General features: G+C 46.3%; 24 protein-coding genes. All 24 read right to left on the bottom strand.

Features of this window, described 5'->3' with window-relative positions:
* Window positions 1–4: 4 nt before the first annotated feature.
* Window positions 5–1,303, bottom strand: coding sequence for a preprotein translocase subunit SecY (secY, locus tag ACOZB4_RS31510; protein WP_379415305.1), 1,299 nt, complete (start codon window positions 1,301–1,303; stop codon window positions 5–7).
* Window positions 1,303–1,743: a 50S ribosomal protein L15 gene (gene rplO, locus ACOZB4_RS31505; protein ID WP_006212903.1), complete on the bottom strand. Its 441-nt coding sequence runs from the start codon at window positions 1,741–1,743 to the stop codon at window positions 1,303–1,305. The genes secY and rplO overlap by 1 nt, the downstream gene beginning before the upstream one ends.
* A 46-nt stretch (window positions 1,744–1,789) precedes the next feature.
* Entirely contained in the window at window positions 1,790–1,975 is a 186-nt protein-coding gene (gene rpmD, locus ACOZB4_RS31500) for a 50S ribosomal protein L30 (RefSeq protein ID WP_076326218.1), read from the bottom strand.
* Between the two features lie 12 nt (window positions 1,976–1,987).
* The gene (gene rpsE / locus ACOZB4_RS31495; protein ID WP_009589212.1) at window positions 1,988–2,485 is read right to left on the bottom strand and encodes a 30S ribosomal protein S5; all 498 of its coding nucleotides are present in this window, start codon (window positions 2,483–2,485) and stop codon (window positions 1,988–1,990) included.
* A gap of 26 nt (window positions 2,486–2,511) precedes the next feature.
* Complete coding sequence (gene rplR / locus ACOZB4_RS31490; protein ID WP_076326219.1) at window positions 2,512–2,880, bottom strand: 50S ribosomal protein L18; 369 nt, start codon at window positions 2,878–2,880, stop codon at window positions 2,512–2,514.
* 111 nt (window positions 2,881–2,991) lie between these two features.
* Complete coding sequence (gene rplF / locus ACOZB4_RS31485) at window positions 2,992–3,534, bottom strand: 50S ribosomal protein L6 (protein WP_076326220.1); 543 nt, start codon at window positions 3,532–3,534, stop codon at window positions 2,992–2,994.
* Window positions 3,535–3,563: 29 nt separating this feature from the next.
* Window positions 3,564–3,962, bottom strand: coding sequence for a 30S ribosomal protein S8 (gene rpsH, locus ACOZB4_RS31480; RefSeq protein ID WP_006212908.1), 399 nt, complete (start codon window positions 3,960–3,962; stop codon window positions 3,564–3,566).
* Between the two features lie 33 nt (window positions 3,963–3,995).
* Window positions 3,996–4,181, bottom strand: coding sequence for a type Z 30S ribosomal protein S14 (locus ACOZB4_RS31475; RefSeq protein WP_074961883.1), 186 nt, complete (start codon window positions 4,179–4,181; stop codon window positions 3,996–3,998).
* A gap of 46 nt (window positions 4,182–4,227) precedes the next feature.
* Window positions 4,228–4,770, bottom strand: a complete 543-nt coding sequence (rplE, locus tag ACOZB4_RS31470) for a 50S ribosomal protein L5 (protein WP_076326221.1) — start codon at window positions 4,768–4,770, stop codon at window positions 4,228–4,230.
* 28 nt (window positions 4,771–4,798) lie between these two features.
* The gene (gene rplX, locus ACOZB4_RS31465; protein WP_076326222.1) at window positions 4,799–5,155 is read right to left on the bottom strand and encodes a 50S ribosomal protein L24; all 357 of its coding nucleotides are present in this window, start codon (window positions 5,153–5,155) and stop codon (window positions 4,799–4,801) included.
* 78 nt (window positions 5,156–5,233) lie between these two features.
* On the bottom strand, window positions 5,234–5,602 hold the full coding sequence (rplN, locus tag ACOZB4_RS31460; protein WP_006212911.1) for a 50S ribosomal protein L14: 369 nt from the start codon (window positions 5,600–5,602) through the stop codon (window positions 5,234–5,236).
* Window positions 5,603–5,638: 36 nt separating this feature from the next.
* On the bottom strand, window positions 5,639–5,905 hold the full coding sequence (gene rpsQ / locus ACOZB4_RS31455; protein ID WP_009589223.1) for a 30S ribosomal protein S17: 267 nt from the start codon (window positions 5,903–5,905) through the stop codon (window positions 5,639–5,641).
* A gap of 44 nt (window positions 5,906–5,949) precedes the next feature.
* Complete coding sequence (gene rpmC, locus ACOZB4_RS31450) at window positions 5,950–6,147, bottom strand: 50S ribosomal protein L29 (protein ID WP_007132561.1); 198 nt, start codon at window positions 6,145–6,147, stop codon at window positions 5,950–5,952.
* Window positions 6,137–6,571 carry a 50S ribosomal protein L16 gene (gene rplP, locus ACOZB4_RS31445; RefSeq protein ID WP_009589221.1) on the bottom strand — a complete coding sequence of 145 codons (435 nt, stop codon included), beginning with the start codon at window positions 6,569–6,571 and terminating at the stop codon, window positions 6,137–6,139. Before rplP ends, rpmC begins: the two co-directional genes overlap by 11 nt.
* Window positions 6,572–6,573: 2 nt before the next feature.
* Window positions 6,574–7,239: a 30S ribosomal protein S3 gene (gene rpsC, locus ACOZB4_RS31440; RefSeq protein WP_006212915.1), complete on the bottom strand. Its 666-nt coding sequence runs from the start codon at window positions 7,237–7,239 to the stop codon at window positions 6,574–6,576.
* 13 nt (window positions 7,240–7,252) lie between these two features.
* Window positions 7,253–7,585 (bottom strand): 50S ribosomal protein L22, encoded by a 333-nt coding sequence (gene rplV, locus ACOZB4_RS31435; protein ID WP_015737624.1) that lies wholly within the window; start codon window positions 7,583–7,585, stop codon window positions 7,253–7,255.
* A gap of 36 nt (window positions 7,586–7,621) precedes the next feature.
* Window positions 7,622–7,897: a 30S ribosomal protein S19 gene (gene rpsS, locus ACOZB4_RS31430; protein ID WP_023964919.1), complete on the bottom strand. Its 276-nt coding sequence runs from the start codon at window positions 7,895–7,897 to the stop codon at window positions 7,622–7,624.
* A 71-nt stretch (window positions 7,898–7,968) separates the two neighbouring features.
* Window positions 7,969–8,799, bottom strand: coding sequence for a 50S ribosomal protein L2 (gene rplB / locus ACOZB4_RS31425; RefSeq protein ID WP_076326223.1), 831 nt, complete (start codon window positions 8,797–8,799; stop codon window positions 7,969–7,971).
* Window positions 8,800–8,828: 29 nt separating this feature from the next.
* Window positions 8,829–9,122, bottom strand: coding sequence for a 50S ribosomal protein L23 (gene rplW / locus ACOZB4_RS31420; protein ID WP_006212919.1), 294 nt, complete (start codon window positions 9,120–9,122; stop codon window positions 8,829–8,831).
* On the bottom strand, window positions 9,122–9,745 hold the full coding sequence (gene rplD / locus ACOZB4_RS31415; protein WP_076326224.1) for a 50S ribosomal protein L4: 624 nt from the start codon (window positions 9,743–9,745) through the stop codon (window positions 9,122–9,124). Before rplD ends, rplW begins: the two co-directional genes overlap by 1 nt.
* 26 nt (window positions 9,746–9,771) lie before the next feature.
* On the bottom strand, window positions 9,772–10,395 hold the full coding sequence (gene rplC, locus ACOZB4_RS31410; protein ID WP_076326225.1) for a 50S ribosomal protein L3: 624 nt from the start codon (window positions 10,393–10,395) through the stop codon (window positions 9,772–9,774).
* Between the two features lie 41 nt (window positions 10,396–10,436).
* Window positions 10,437–10,745, bottom strand: coding sequence for a 30S ribosomal protein S10 (gene rpsJ / locus ACOZB4_RS31405; RefSeq protein ID WP_006212922.1), 309 nt, complete (start codon window positions 10,743–10,745; stop codon window positions 10,437–10,439).
* A gap of 457 nt (window positions 10,746–11,202) precedes the next feature.
* Window positions 11,203–12,393 carry an elongation factor Tu gene (gene tuf, locus ACOZB4_RS31400; RefSeq protein ID WP_076326226.1) on the bottom strand — a complete coding sequence of 397 codons (1,191 nt, stop codon included), beginning with the start codon at window positions 12,391–12,393 and terminating at the stop codon, window positions 11,203–11,205.
* 95 nt (window positions 12,394–12,488) lie between these two features.
* Window positions 12,489–14,570 carry an elongation factor G gene (gene fusA / locus ACOZB4_RS31395; RefSeq protein WP_339268319.1) on the bottom strand — a complete coding sequence of 694 codons (2,082 nt, stop codon included), beginning with the start codon at window positions 14,568–14,570 and terminating at the stop codon, window positions 12,489–12,491.
* Window positions 14,571–14,590 lie beyond the last annotated feature (20 nt).

Genomic DNA, 14,590 nt, shown 5'->3' with positions numbered 1-14,590 from the left:
TCGCCTATTTATTGATAAAACCTTTGTAGTGACGTTTGATCAGTTGGCTTTCGATCTGCTTCATCGTATCCAGTGCAACACCGACGACGATCAAGAGTGAAGTACCACCGATCTGAACCGTACGAGGAAGACCTGCAAGTGATCCAAAGAACACCGGAAGTACGGAGATCACGGCCAGGAACAACGCTCCTGTCATGGTCAGACGGGTCATAACCCGAGTCAGATACTTCTCGGTAGCTTTACCAGGACGAATGCCCGGAACATAGCCGCCGTTCTTCTTCATATTATCAGCCATTTGGTTCGGGTTCATCTGCACGAAGGTGTAGAAGAACGTGAAACCAATGATCATGAGTACATACAGTACCATTCCAAGCGGGCTGTCATAAGCCAGGTTCGCCGTAATCCACTTCGCCCAATTCATGTGTGCCCAGAAGCTGGCTAGGATAACCGGGAATTGCAGCAATGACATCGCAAAGATTACCGGGATAACGCCTGCACCGTTAATCTTGAGTGGAATGTGTGTGTTCTGTCCGCCGTACATTTTGTTTCCTACAACACGCTTCGCGTATTGAACCGGAATTTTACGGATACCTTGCTGAATGAATACAACACCGGTAATGATCAAAATCAAAATCAGAAGGATGATAACACCCTTCAGAATGTTCATAAACACTTGACCATCCTGAATGAAATTCGATTCGATCGTTGTCCGAATGTGCATTGGAATACCAGCAGCGATACCACCAAAGATTATGATCGAAATACCGTTACCGATTCCGCGTTCTGTAATCTGTTCGCCGAGCCACATCAAGAATGATGTACCTGCGGTGAGCACTATTGCGATCACGACAAAGTCGATAGTGGTTGCTCCAGGCACCATATCCATGCCATACAGGCGGTTAAACCCGACAGACATACCGAACGCCTGAATCAATCCCAATATTACCGTACCATAACGAGTAATTTGAGCCAACTGCTTCTTCCCGTGTTCCCCTTGTTTGTTCCATTCCGCAAACTTTGGAATGACGTCCATCGACAACAACTGCACGATAATGGACGAAGTAATATATGGAAATATCGAAAGGGCGAAGATCGAAAACTGCGATAGTGCGCCCCCCGAGAACGTGTTAAGAAGACCGAACAACTCATTGCCTGCCTGATTCGTCTGGCTAAAAACATCTTTGTTAACGCCGGGAACTGGAACAAATGATCCAATACGGAAGATGATCAGAACGAATAAGGTGAACAAAATACGCTTGCGAAGGTCATCCACACGCCATATATTTTTCAGGGTCTTAAACATTAGATCACCTCGGTTTTACCGCCGGCAGCCTCGATCTTCTCTACCGCAGATTGAGAAAACTTATTAGCTTTTACAGTCAAAGAAACGGTAACTTCACCGTTGCCAAGAATTTTGATTCCGCTCTTTGTATTGTTAACAATACCGCTCTCAACCAAAACTTCTGGAGTCACTTCAGTACCTGCTGCAAAGCTGTTAAGTTCTTCGATGTTCACAATCGCGTACTCTTTCCGAGTTGGGTTTACGAAACCGCGCTTCGGAAGACGACGGTACAATGGGTTCTGTCCACCTTCGAAGCCTGGACGTACACCACCGCCGGAACGAGAGTTTTGTCCTTTGTGACCGCGACCCGATGTTTTACCCGTACCACTACTAGTACCGCGTCCAACGCGCTTGCGCTCTTTGCGGGATCCAGGTGCTGGGCTCAGCTCATGTAACTTCATCGTTCGTTGCACCTCCTTAATATGTCCGGGAATACGTTGCCCGGGATTAACCTTCGATTTCTTTAACAGAAACCAGGTGATTTACTTTCTTGATCATTCCGCGAATTGCAGCATTGTCGCTTTGAACCACGGAATGGTTGAGTTTACGAAGTCCGAGTGTTTTCACGGTTGCACGCTGATCCTCTGGACGACCAATCACGCTGCGTACGAGGGTGATTTCAAGTTTAGCCATGAGATTCCCTCCTTAACCCAACAGCTCTTCGACGGATTTGCCGCGAAGCTTGGCAACATCTTCAACACGCTTCAGGCGGGACAATCCCTCCAAAGTCGCATTGACCATGTTCATGGAGTTCGAAGAACCTAGAGATTTTGTCAAAATGTCGCCTACGCCAGCCAGTTCAAGTACTGCACGAACCGGTCCGCCAGCGATAACTCCAGTACCTTCAGATGCCGGCTTCAACAATACTCGGCCTGCTCCGAAGTGACCTGTTACGAGGTGAGGAATAGTTGTTCCAACAAGTGGAATGTGAATCAGGTTTTTCTTAGCATCTTCAATACCTTTGCGGATTGCATCCGGTACTTCGCCTGCTTTACCGATACCTGCTCCTACCCAACCTTTGCCATCACCGACAACTACCAGTGCGCTAAAGCTAAAGCGACGTCCGCCTTTTACAACTTTAGCAACGCGGTTAATGTTTACTACTCTTTCAGTCAGTTCTAAAGTGTTAGGATCTACACGCAAGTCGTTTACCTCCTTTTGAAAATATCTTAGAATTCAAGGCCTGCCTCGCGAGCTGCCTCTGCAAGTGCTTGAATACGTCCATGATACAAGTATCCACCGCGATCGAATACGATCACTTTGTAACCTTTGTCTGCAGCACGTTTTGCAACGAGTTCGCCGACTTTACGAGCGGATTCAACGCTTCCGCCGTTCTTGATATCAGTAGCCAATTCTTTATCCAACGTAGAAGCTGATGCCAAAGTCACGCCAGCCACATCGTCGATCAATTGAGCATAGATGTGTTTCGAAGAACGGAACACGTTCAGACGTGGACGTTCTGCTGTGCCTTGGATTTTCTTACGGACACGCAGGTGTCTTTTCAGACGAGCTTTGTTCTTGTCTTGTTTCGTGATCATGTTTCCATTTCCTCCCTTCAGTTTCGCCTTAAGAGCTTCGCTTTTAGACGCATCGGGTAAGTATGGGAGAAGAAGTAAGTTATCCACCAGGTGAGACCCCGGTTAGCTAACTTATTTCTTCTTACCAGCTTTACCTTCCTTACGGATAATGCGTTCACCTTCGTATTTAATACCTTTACCTTTGTATGGCTCAGGCTCACGTACGGAACGGATCTTAGCTGCGTATGCACCTACGCGCTCTTTATCGATACCGCGAACGGTGATTTTTGTGTTTGTTGGTACTTCGAATTCGATACCAGCTTCCGGTGTAATTTCAACTGGGTGGGAGTAACCCACGTTCAGAACGATTTTATCTCCGGTTTTGCTTGCACGGTACCCGACACCTACCAACTCAAGGTTTTTCGAGAATCCTTCAGTTACACCGTTGACCATATTTGAGACAACGCTGCGGGTCGTGCCGTGAAGAGAGCGATGTGTTTTGTTGTCGGAAGGACGAACAACATTGATCTCGTTGTTTTCTACTGTAATTTGCATGTCTTTATGCAGTTCACGAGTCAAGGTACCTTTAGGTCCTTTTACAGTGATTACAGTGTTATCCAGTGTGACTTCCACACCGTTAGGAATAGCAATTGGTTTACGACCAATACGGGACATTCATTACACCTCCTATCTTGTGACGTTGATTACCATACGTAGCAGAGAACTTCTCCGCCAGCTTTGGATTGACGAGCTTCTTTGTCGGTCATAACTCCCTTAGACGTGGAGATGATCGCAATACCCAAACCACCAAGTACGCGAGGTACTTCGTTGCTCTTCGTGTAAACGCGAAGACCTGGTTTGCTGATTCTTTTCAGACCTGTGATTACACGTTCGTTGTTGGAACCATATTTCAGGAATACACGAATGATCCCTTGTTTATTGTCTTCCACAAACTCTGCATCACGGATGAAGCCTTCACGCTTCAAAATGTCAGCGATTTGTTTTTTAATCGTCGAAGCAGGCATTTCTACTGTTTCGTGGCGAACCGTGTTCGCGTTACGAATACGAGTTAGCATATCTGCAATTGGATCGGACATAGTCATGTAGGATAAACCTCCTTCCCGTTTATAAACTTCTTACCAGCTTGCTTTTTTCACGCCAGGAATCTGGCCTTTATAAGCTAATTCACGGAAACAAATTCTGCAAATTTTAAACTTCTGCAGTACCGAATGTGGGCGACCACAACGTTCACAACGGGTATATGCCCGTACTTTATATTTCGGTGTACGTTGTTGTTTAACTTTCATCGAAGTTTTTGCCACTTAGCCTGACACCTCCTAAATAGTTTCGGAGAAAAGGACAACCGTCTTATTTCGCGAAAGGCATGCCCAGTTGAGCAAGCAGTTCACGGGATTCTTCGTCGGTTTTAGCAGTCGTTACGATAACGATGTCCATACCGCGAACTTTATCCACTTTGTCATACTCAATTTCAGGGAAAATGAGTTGCTCTTTCAGACCGAGCGTATAGTTACCGCGTCCGTCAAATGCTTTCGTGGACACGCCTTGAAAGTCACGTACACGTGGAAGTGTAACGTTGAACAGCTTGTCGAGGAAGTAGTACATACGCTCACCGCGCAGTGTTACCTTCACACCGATAGGCATGTTCTCACGCAGTTTGAATCCCGCGATGGATTTCTTCGCACGGGTGATAACCGGTTTTTGACCAGCAATCAGCTGCATGTCGTTCACAGCGGAATCAAGCACCTTCGAGTTAGCTACAGCGTCACCTACACCCATGTTGACGACAACCTTCTCGATTTTTGGTACTTGCATTACTGTCTTATAGCTAAACTTCTGCATCAGAGCAGGAGTTACTTCGTTCAAAAAACGTTCTTTCATTCTTGCTGCCATGATTCAAGGACCTCCTTTCTAAACCGTCTTATTTATCGATAACTTCTCCGGATCTTTTTGCTACGCGAACTTTTTTACCGTTGTCCAGTACTTTGTAACCGATACGGGTTACTTTTCCGCTCTTCGGATCAACGTGCATAACGTTCGATACATGGATCGGAGCTTCCTTCTCGATGATACCGCCTTGTGGGTTCATTTGGTTTGGCTTCTGGTGCTTCTTGATCATGTTCACACCTTCAACCAAAACACGATTTTCACGAGGGTACGCTGCGATGACACGGCCTTTTTTGCCTTTGTCTTTACCGCTGATGACGATAACAGTATCATCCTTTTTCACGTGCAGTTTGTTGCTATGGGATTCCAGATCTTTTTTCACTTTAGGCATTCGTTACACCTCCTATGACTAGCCAGTTCAACTATTTATCGGGTTCCCGAAAAGTTACGTCACTTTTTGGGGTGTTATTTAGATTACTTCCGGAGCCAAGGAAACGATTTTCATGTAGTCTCTTTCGCGAAGTTCGCGAGCAACTGGTCCGAAAATACGAGTTCCGCGTGGGCTTCTGTCGTCTTTAACAACAACAGCTGCATTCTCGTCAAATGAGATGTAGGATCCGTCTTTACGACGTACAGAACGCTTCGTACGAACGACTACCGCTCTTACTACATCACCCTTTTTGACAACGCCGCCTGGTGTTGCTTGTTTGACGGAACATACGATCAAATCACCGATTTGAGCTGTACGACGACCAGTACCACCCAATACGCGGATACACATCAGTTCCTTCGCACCGGAGTTGTCAGCAACAGCTAAACGTGTAAATGGTTGAATCATTTAAATTTCCTCCTTCCATCAAAAACTGATCATATCTTAGATGATAACCGCTTTTTCAACCACTTCTACCAATCTCCAGCGCTTGTCTTTGGAGAGAGGGCGAGTTTCCATGATTTTAACGGTATCTCCGATTTGAGCTTGATTGTTCTCATCATGCGCTTTAAATTTTTTCGTGTATTTAATGCGTTTGTGATACAAGTCATGCTTCTTATAAGTTTCAACAGCTACAACAATGGTTTTATCCATTTTATCGCTGACAACTTTACCAATTTGCACTTTACGAGCATTGCGTTCTTCGCTCATTTGTTAGCCTCCTTCCTGAATTCAGAACAGTGAGTTCCGTTTCATTAACTAATCCCAAGTTCTCTTTCACGGATAACGGTTTTAGCACGAGCTATTTCTTTGCGAACGTCACGGATCCGAGTCGGGTTGTCAAGCTGGCCTGTGGCCAATTGAAAACGGAGGTTAAAGAGTTCCTCTTTAAATCCGGCGATTTTTTGCTCGATTTCTGCAGTGGTTAAGTTGCGCAGTTCATTAGCTTTCATTTGCTTCACCACCCACTTCTTCTCGTTTCACAAACTTCGTTTTAACAGGCAGCTTGTGAGCGGCGAGACGCATCGCTTCGCGGGCGATTTCCTCGGACACGCCTCCAAGTTCAAACATGATCTTGCCTGGTTTTACAACGGCAACCCATTTCTCTACGTTACCTTTACCGCTACCCATCCGCACTTCGAGAGGCTTTTGAGTAATCGGCTTATCTGGGAAAATCTTGATCCATACTTTACCGCCACGACGAATGTAACGAGTCATCGCGATACGAGCAGCTTCGATCTGACGGTTCGTGATCCAGCCTGGTTCTGTAGCTTGCAGACCGAATTCGCCGAAGTTCAGTTCAGTACCGCCTTTAGCTTGACCTCTCATATGGCCGCGCTGTTGTTTGCGGTGTTTTACACGTTTTGGTACCAACATGATTAGTTGCCTCCTTCCTGAGCAGCTTGTTTCTTAGCCGTAGGAAGAACCTCTCCACGATAGATCCATACTTTCACGCCGATACGGCCGTAAGTCGTATGCGCTTCTGCTGTACCATAGTCGATGTCTGCACGAAGCGTATGAAGTGGAACAGTTCCTTCACTGTAGCCTTCCGTACGAGCAATCTCGGCTCCGCCAAGACGTCCGCTGACCGATGTTTTAATCCCTTTAGCTCCAGAGCGCATAGTTCTTTGAATCGCTTGTTTCAGTGCACGACGGAAAGACACACGACGTTCCAACTGTTGTGCAATGCTTTCAGCAACAAGAATAGCGTCCAGCTCAGGGTTTTTAATTTCAGAAATGTTGATGTGAACTTTTTTACCGCCGGCAATTTTAGTCACTTGTCCGCGCAGTACTTCTACTTCGGAACCACCTTTACCGATAACCATACCAGGCTTCGCAGTGTGGATCGTCACGTTCACACGATTAGCCGCTCTCTCGATTTCGATACGAGATACAGCGGAGTCTTTCAATTTATTTTTCAGGTATTCACGGATTTTCACGTCTTCCAGCAAAAGATCACCGAAGTCTTTGCCTGCATACCATTTGGATTCCCAATCACGGATAATACCGATACGGAGTCCTACTGGATTTACCTTTTGGCCCACACGTTTTCCCTCCTTATTTTTCAGCTACCACCAAAGTAATGTGGCTGGTGCGTTTATTGATCCGGCTTGCACGTCCCATCGCACGCGGGCGGAAACGTTTCATAGTCGGTCCCTGGTTGACATAAGCTTGCGTCACAACCAATTTAGTTACATCCAAAGAGTAGTTATGCTCAGCGTTTGCGATAGCCGAGTTCAAAAGCTTCTCAACAACCGGAGATGCAGCTTTCGGAGTGTGACGAAGAATTGCGATCGCTTCGCCCACTTGCTTACCGCGGATCAAGTCAACAACGAGTTGAGCTTTACGAGGAGCAATACGAATCGATCTAGCATGTGCTTTTGCTTCCATATGTTTAACCTCCTCTCAAACAAAGAGCTTCATTAATTATCTTCTTGTTTTCTTATCATCTTCATGACCTTTGTAAGTACGAGTTGGAGCGAACTCACCCAACTTGTGTCCTACCATGTCCTCTGTTACATATACAGGTACATGTTTACGGCCATCGTATACTCCGAACGTGTGACCGATAAATTGCGGGAAAATAGTGGAGCGGCGGGACCAGGTTTTGATCACAGCCTTTTTGCTTGCGCTGTTCATGTCCTCCACTTTTTTGAGCAGATATCCGTCAATAAAAGGTCCTTTTTTCAAACTACGGCTCATATTGAAATCCTCCCTTCACCAAATTGTCTCGTTACCTTCGAGCCTGTCACGAAGTTATGCACAATCGCGCATTACTTCGTGCGGCGGCGAACGATATATTTGTCAGAAGCTTTACCTTTTTTACGTGTTTTGTAACCAAGGGTTGGTTTACCCCATGGAGACATAGGCGATTTACGTCCGATTGGAGCGCGGCCTTCACCACCACCGTGAGGGTGATCGTTAGGGTTCATTACCACACCACGTACTTCAGGACGTTGTCCAAGCCAGCGGCTACGACCAGCTTTACCGATTTTGATCAACTCATGGTCTTGGTTACCCACAGAACCGATGGTTGCACGGCAAACTTTCAGGATGCGGCGAACTTCACCGGAAGAAAGACGAACAGTTACGTACTTATCTTCTTTACCGAGAAGTTGAGCTTCTGTACCAGCAGCACGAACCAATTGTCCGCCTTTACCTGGTTTCAATTCGATGTTGTGGATAACGGTACCTACTGGAATGTTTTCCAGTGGAAGTGAGTTACCAATCTTGATGTCAGCACCTACTCCAGATACTACTTGGTCTCCAACTTTCAGACCTTTAGGAGCGATGATATAACGCTTTTCACCATCTACATAGTGAATCAGAGCGATGTTGGAAGTACGGTTCGGGTCGTATTCGATTGTAGCAACGCGACCTGGAATGCCGTCTTTATTCCGTTTGAAGTCGATGATACGGTATTTACGCTTGTGTCCGCCGCCATGGTGACGAACCGTAATTTTACCTTGGTTGTTACGGCCAGCTGTTTTGCTCAGCGGAGCCAGCAACGATTTTTCCGGCTGATTCGTGGTGATTTCTTCGAAAGTCGACACGGACATGTTGCGTCGAGCCGGGGATGTCGGTTTATACTTTTTAATAGGCACTGAATTTTCCCTCCTTACTTAAGAAATTCTTATTCAACCGATTCAAAGAACTCGAGCGGTTTGCTGTCTGGAGCCAAAGTCACGATCGCCTTTTTCCATTCGGTTGTGTAACCGGAATAACGGCCATAACGCTTTGGTTTAGCAGGGACACGCATCGTATTCACGTTCGATACTTTAACTTTAAAAATAGATTCGACAGCTTGCTTGATCTCGGTCTTGTTAGCGCGGATATCCACTTCAAAAGCATATTTCAGCTCTGCCATGTAGTCAGCCGTACGTTCCGTGATCACCGGGCGCTTGATTATATCGCGTGGGTCTTTCATTACGCGAGCACCTCCTCTACCTTCTGAACTGCTTCCTTCGTAATGATCAGTTGATCGTACGACATTACGTCAAGAACATTAATGCCGTCAGCCGCTACGAATTTCACACCAGGAATATTACGTGCGGAAAGGGCTACATTATCATCATAGCTTGGAGCAACGATCAGAGCTTTACGGCCTATTTTCAGGTTGCTAAGGATGTTAGCAAACTCTTTCGTTTTCGGCGTATTCAGCGTCAATTGATCCAATACGATAATTGCGTTGTCAATCACTTTGGAAGACAATGCGGATTTGATAGCCAAACGACGAACTTTCTTAGGAAGTTTAAACGTGTAGCTGCGCGGAGTTGGTCCAAATACCACACCGCCGCCTTTCCATTGTGGAGAACGGATCGAACCTTGACGAGCACGGCCAGTACCTTTTTGTTTCCAAGGCTTACGTCCGCCGCCGCGTACTTCAGAACGTCCTTTTACTTTGTGGGTACCACGACGAAGGGAAGCGCGCTGCAACAACACTGCACTGTGCAGTACGTGTACGTTCGGCTCGATGCCAAACACAGCTTCATTCAATTCTACTTCGCCAACTTGGCTACCGCTGACATTATAAAGTGCTACTTTAGGCATTCTTTGTTCCTCCTTTCTTTAGGCGATTATTTCTTCACCGTTTCTTTGATTTGAACGAAACCTTTTTTAGGTCCAGGAATGGAGCCTTTAACAAGGATTACGTTACGCTCTGTGTCGACTTTGACAACTTCGAGCTTTTGAATCGTAACTGTCTCATTGCCCATGTGACCTGGCAGGCGTTTTCCTTTAGGAACACGGTTTGCCTGGATCGAACCCATGGAACCTGGTCTACGGTGATAACGGGAACCGTGAGACATTGGTCCGCGGCTTTGGCCCCAACGTTTGATTACACCTTGGAAACCTTTACCTTTGGAAATACCCGTTACGTCAACAAATTCGCCTTCTGCGAAGACATCAGCCTTCAGCTCTTGTCCAACCTCGACACTCGCGAGGTCAACACCGCGAATTTCGCGAACGTAGCGCTTAGGCGCAGTGTTTGCTTTTTTCGCATGGCCTGCTTCTGGTTTGTTAGATCTGTTCTCTTTCTTATCAGAGAAACCGACTTGAATCGCTTCGTATCCGTCGTTTTCCAGATCTTTCTTTTGAAGAACAACACAAGGACCTGCTTCGATAACCGTTACAGGAATTACAACACCCTCAGGGGTAAACACTTGAGTCATTCCGAGCTTTCTACCTAAGATACCTTTCATGTTGACACCTCTTTTCTCTTCTCTAATTCATTATGCAATGCTTACAGTTTGATTTCGATATCTACACCGGACGGCAGGTCCAAGCGCATCAAGGCATCCACAGTTTGTGGAGTCGGGTTCACGATGTCGATCAAGCGTTTATGTGTACGCATTTCGAACTGTTCCCGAGAATCCTTATACTTGTGCACCGCACGGAGAATGGTAATTATTTGTTTCTCAGTTGGAAGCGGGATCGGACCGGATACACCAGCACCCGAACGTTTTGCTGTCTCAACAATTTTCTCAGCGGATTGATCAAGAACTCTGTGGTCGTATGCTTTCAAGCGAATACGAATTTTTTGCTTTGCCATTTTATTCCCTCCTTCTATCGCCCAATTTGGTATCGGACATACTCCGCGAAAATTTTCCAACCACCCACCTCATGGCAAAGGGGCCGGGTGTGTCGGTAACCTCTCACATCATCGCAACGTCGCAGAACAACATTCACTATTATATATAAAAGATAGGCGTATTGCAAGCACTAATTCATAATTAATATGTATTTACATCTTTAACCGAAGGTTGCAGAACTTGGCTAATAGATTTCATCGCTTTTCGCATATCATATTGTAACGCACTCTCTATTCTATATAATAGAAAGTTTCGAATTAAATAACTGATATCCATCAGAGAATGTAATCAGATTATTGGGGCTGATCCCTAAAGAAAAGAGCCTGATCCAAAGGATCAGACTCTTTTATCAGAACATCACATTGTTGCTCGTTACAATACACTGTTGCTATATTCAAGGCTATTCGTAAGCCTTAATTATTTAATGATGGAAGCAACGGAACCAGCACCTACGGTACGGCCGCCTTCACGAATGGAGAACTTAGTTCCTTCTTCAATCGCGATTGGGTTGATCAGGTTAACCGTTACAGTGATGTTATCACCAGGCATAACCATTTCAGAACCCTCTGGCAAGTTGATCACACCAGTTACGTCCGTAGTACGGAAGTAGAACTGTGGACGGTAGCCAGTGAAGAAAGGCTTATGACGTCCGCCTTCTTCTTTGCTCAGTACGTATACTTGAGCTGTGAACTCCGTGTGTGGTTTAACGGAAGCAGGCTTAGCAAGTACTTGACCGCGTTCGATTTGAGTACGCTCAACACCACGAAGCAATGCACCGATGTTGTCACCAGCTTGTGCGGAATCCAGCAATTTACGGAACATCTCAACGCCCGTAACAACGGATTTCTTAGTTTCTTCAGCGATACCAACGATTTCGATCTCGTCACCAACTTTGATCGTACCACGCTCTACACGACCTGTAGCAACGGTACCACGACCAGTGATGGAGAATACGTCCTCGACAGGCATCAAGAAAGGCTTGTCAGTGTCGCGCTCAGGCAATGGGATGTACTCGTCGATTGTTTTGAACATTTCAACGATTTTTTGTGCCCATTCGCCATCTGGGTTTTGCAGAGCTTCACGAGCGGAACCACGAGTGATCGGAGTGTCGTCGCCTGGGAAGTCATACTCGTTCAGAAGGTCGCGAACTTCCATCTCAACCAATTCCAAGAGCTCTTCGTCTTCAACCATGTCGCATTTGTTCAAGAATACAACGATGTAAGGAACGCCTACTTGGCGGGACAACAGGATGTGCTCGCGAGTTTGCGGCATTGGGCCGTCAGCTGCGGATACAACCAGGATTGCTCCGTCCATTTGAGCTGCACCAGTGATCATGTTTTTAACATAGTCAGCGTGACCTGGGCAGTCAACGTGCGCATAGTGACGAGCGTCAGTTTCATACTCTACGTGGGAAGTAGAGATTGTGATACCGCGTTCGCGCTCTTCTGGAGCTTTGTCGATTTGATCGAAAGACATTGCAGCACCACCGTAAGTTTTGGACAATACAGATGTGATTGCAGCTGTCAAAGTTGTTTTACCATGGTCAACGTGACCGATAGTACCGATGTTAACATGGGGTTTCGTACGTTCGTATTTAGCCTTTGCCATTTGAACAATTCCTCCTTAAGGGGATATATATGTTGGGCCGGAAGCGGAGTTAACGGGATGTTGGTCCCGCCTCCTATCCAGCAGGTAAAACGTTATTACTCTCCGCCTTTGATCTTGGACACAATTTCATCGGAGATATTCTTAGGAACTTCTTCGTAGTGGGAGATTTCCATGGAGAACACACCGCGTCCTTGTGTACCGGAGCGAAGGGTAGTGGAGTAACCGAACATTTCGGAAAGAGGTACTTTCGCACGGATAATTTGAGTACCACCACGGGAGTCCATACCTTCGATACGTCCACGGCGGGAGTTCAGCATACCCATTACGTCGCCCATGTATTCCTCAGGCACGGTAACTTCAACTTTCATAATAGGCTCGAGCAGGACAGGCTTACACTTGTCTTTAGCTGCTTTCAAAGCCATGGAACCGGCGATTTTAAACGCCATTTCATTGGAGTCAACATCATGGTATGAACCGTCGACGATGGTTGCTTTAACGTCAACAAGCGGGAAGCCGGCGAGTACACCGTTCTTCATTTGCTCTTCAATACCTTGTTGAGCTGGACCAATGTATTCTCTTGGTACAGAACCACCGACAACCTTGCTCTCGAATTGATTACCGCTACCTGCTTCCAGAGGTTCGAACTCAACCCATACGTGACCGTATTGACCACGACCACCGGACTGACGAACGAATTTACCTTCAACGCGAGCTGGTTGACGGAATGTTTCGCGGTAAGCTACCTGTGGTTTACCCACGTTGGTTTCTACTTTGAACTCACGACGCATACGGTCGATGATAATGTCCAAGTGAAGCTCACCCATACCTGCCAGGATCGTTTGGCCTGTTTCTTCATCAGTATGTGCACGAAGAGTTGGATCCTCTTCAGTCAACTTACCGAGAGCTACACCCAATTTATCTTGGTCAGCTTTTGTTTTAGGCTCAACTGCGATTTCGATAACCGGATCAGGGAAGTTCATGGACTCCAAGATAACCGGGTCCTTCTCATCACATAGTGTATCACCTGTACCCGTATCTTTCAAACCTACGGCAGCTGCGATATCTCCGGCGAATACTTCGGAAATTTCTTGACGGCTGTTCGCATGCATTTGAAGGATACGACCAATGCGCTCACGTTTGCCTTTAGTTGCATTCAGTACGTAAGAGCCGGATTGCAGTACACCCGAATATACGCGGAAGAATGTCAGCTTACCAACATAAGGGTCCGTAGCGATTTTGAATGCCAAAGCCGAGAATGGCTCTTCATCGGAAGAATGCCGGATAGCTTCAGTTCCATCTTCATGGGTACCCTTGATGTCCGGAACATCAGTTGGAGCCGGCAAATAATCGATTACAGCATCAAGCATCAACTGAACGCCTTTGTTACGGTAAGAGGATCCACAGATAACTGGGAAGATCTTAACTTCGACAACACCTTTACGCAGAGCAGCTTTCAACTCAGCTATGGTGATTTCTTCACCTTCAAGATATTTCATTGTCAAGTCTTCGTCAAGTTCTGCTACCTTCTCAACAAGCTCGTTGCGAAGCTCTTCCACTTGATCCTTGAATTCTGCTGGAATTTCGGTTTCTTCGATGTTTTGACCAAGGTCATCCTTATACATAAAGGCTTTTTCCTCGATAACATCGATGATGCCAATGAAATCATTCTCTGCACCAATCGGAAGCTGAATCGCTACCGCGTTCGCTTGCAGACGTTCTCTCATATCTTTAACTACGTTCAAGTAGTCGGCACCGATAATATCCATTTTGTTTACGTATGCGATCCGCGGTACACCGTAACGGTCTGCTTGTCTCCAAACCGTCTCCGACTGAGGTTCTACGCCCTCTTTCGCACTGAATACACCTACTGCCCCATCCAATACACGAAGGGAACGTTCAACTTCTACTGTGAAGTCAACGTGCCCCGGGGTGTCGATAATATTAACGCGGTGACCCTTCCAAGAAGCGGTAGTCGCGGCGGAAGTAATGGTAATTCCGCGCTCCTGCTCTTGCTCCATCCAGTCCATAGTAGCGGAACCCTCATGGGTTTCACCGATTTTATGAGTACGGCCTGTGTAGAACAAAATCCGCTCTGTTGTGGTCGTTTTACCAGCATCAATATGCGCCATGATCCCGATATTACGTGTATTTTTCAAGGAGAACTCTCTTGTCGCCATGCGAATAGTCTCCCTTCAAA

Source organism: Paenibacillus sp. NPDC058898, from assembly GCF_049316025.1.
GTDB lineage: Bacteria > Bacillota > Bacilli > Paenibacillales > Paenibacillaceae > Paenibacillus_AQ.
Note: the sequence above shows the minus strand (reverse complement) of the source record. Positions and strands in the feature narration are given on the sequence as shown.

What these genes read in the sequence shown, in the direction of transcription:
- secY (WP_379415305.1), bottom strand. Translation starts at nt 1,303, where the DNA reads ATGTTTAAGACCCTGAAAAATATATGGCGTGTGGATGACCTTCGCAAG.
- rplO (WP_006212903.1), bottom strand. Translation starts at nt 1,743, where the DNA reads ATGAAGTTACATGAGCTGAGCCCAGCACCTGGATCCCGCAAAGAGCGC.
- rpmD (WP_076326218.1), bottom strand. Translation starts at nt 1,975, where the DNA reads ATGGCTAAACTTGAAATCACCCTCGTACGCAGCGTGATTGGTCGTCCA.
- rplR (WP_076326219.1), bottom strand. Translation starts at nt 2,880, where the DNA reads ATGATCACGAAACAAGACAAGAACAAAGCTCGTCTGAAAAGACACCTG.
- rplF (WP_076326220.1), bottom strand. Translation starts at nt 3,534, where the DNA reads ATGTCCCGTATTGGTCGTAAACCAATTGCTATTCCTAACGGTGTGGAA.
- rpsH (WP_006212908.1), bottom strand. Translation starts at nt 3,962, where the DNA reads ATGACTATGTCCGATCCAATTGCAGATATGCTAACTCGTATTCGTAAC.
- rplE (WP_076326221.1), bottom strand. Translation starts at nt 4,770, where the DNA reads ATGGCAGCAAGAATGAAAGAACGTTTTTTGAACGAAGTAACTCCTGCT.
- rplX (WP_076326222.1), bottom strand. Translation starts at nt 5,155, where the DNA reads ATGCCTAAAGTGAAAAAAGATCTGGAATCCCATAGCAACAAACTGCAC.
- rplN (WP_006212911.1), bottom strand. Translation starts at nt 5,602, where the DNA reads ATGATTCAACCATTTACACGTTTAGCTGTTGCTGACAACTCCGGTGCG.
- rpsQ (WP_009589223.1), bottom strand. Translation starts at nt 5,905, where the DNA reads ATGAGCGAAGAACGCAATGCTCGTAAAGTGCAAATTGGTAAAGTTGTC.
- rpmC (WP_007132561.1), bottom strand. Translation starts at nt 6,147, where the DNA reads ATGAAAGCTAATGAACTGCGCAACTTAACCACTGCAGAAATCGAGCAA.
- rplP (WP_009589221.1), bottom strand. Translation starts at nt 6,571, where the DNA reads ATGTTGGTACCAAAACGTGTAAAACACCGCAAACAACAGCGCGGCCAT.
- rplV (WP_015737624.1), bottom strand. Translation starts at nt 7,585, where the DNA reads ATGGAAGCAAAAGCACATGCTAGATCGATTCGTATTGCTCCTCGTAAA.
- rpsS (WP_023964919.1), bottom strand. Translation starts at nt 7,897, where the DNA reads ATGAGCCGTAGTTTGAAAAAAGGACCTTTTATTGACGGATATCTGCTC.
- rplW (WP_006212919.1), bottom strand. Translation starts at nt 9,122, where the DNA reads ATGAAAGACCCACGCGATATAATCAAGCGCCCGGTGATCACGGAACGT.
- rplD (WP_076326224.1), bottom strand. Translation starts at nt 9,745, where the DNA reads ATGCCTAAAGTAGCACTTTATAATGTCAGCGGTAGCCAAGTTGGCGAA.
- rplC (WP_076326225.1), bottom strand. Translation starts at nt 10,395, where the DNA reads ATGAAAGGTATCTTAGGTAGAAAGCTCGGAATGACTCAAGTGTTTACC.
- rpsJ (WP_006212922.1), bottom strand. Translation starts at nt 10,745, where the DNA reads ATGGCAAAGCAAAAAATTCGTATTCGCTTGAAAGCATACGACCACAGA.
- tuf (WP_076326226.1), bottom strand. Translation starts at nt 12,393, where the DNA reads ATGGCAAAGGCTAAATACGAACGTACGAAACCCCATGTTAACATCGGT.
- fusA (WP_339268319.1), bottom strand. Translation starts at nt 14,570, where the DNA reads ATGGCGACAAGAGAGTTCTCCTTGAAAAATACACGTAATATCGGGATC.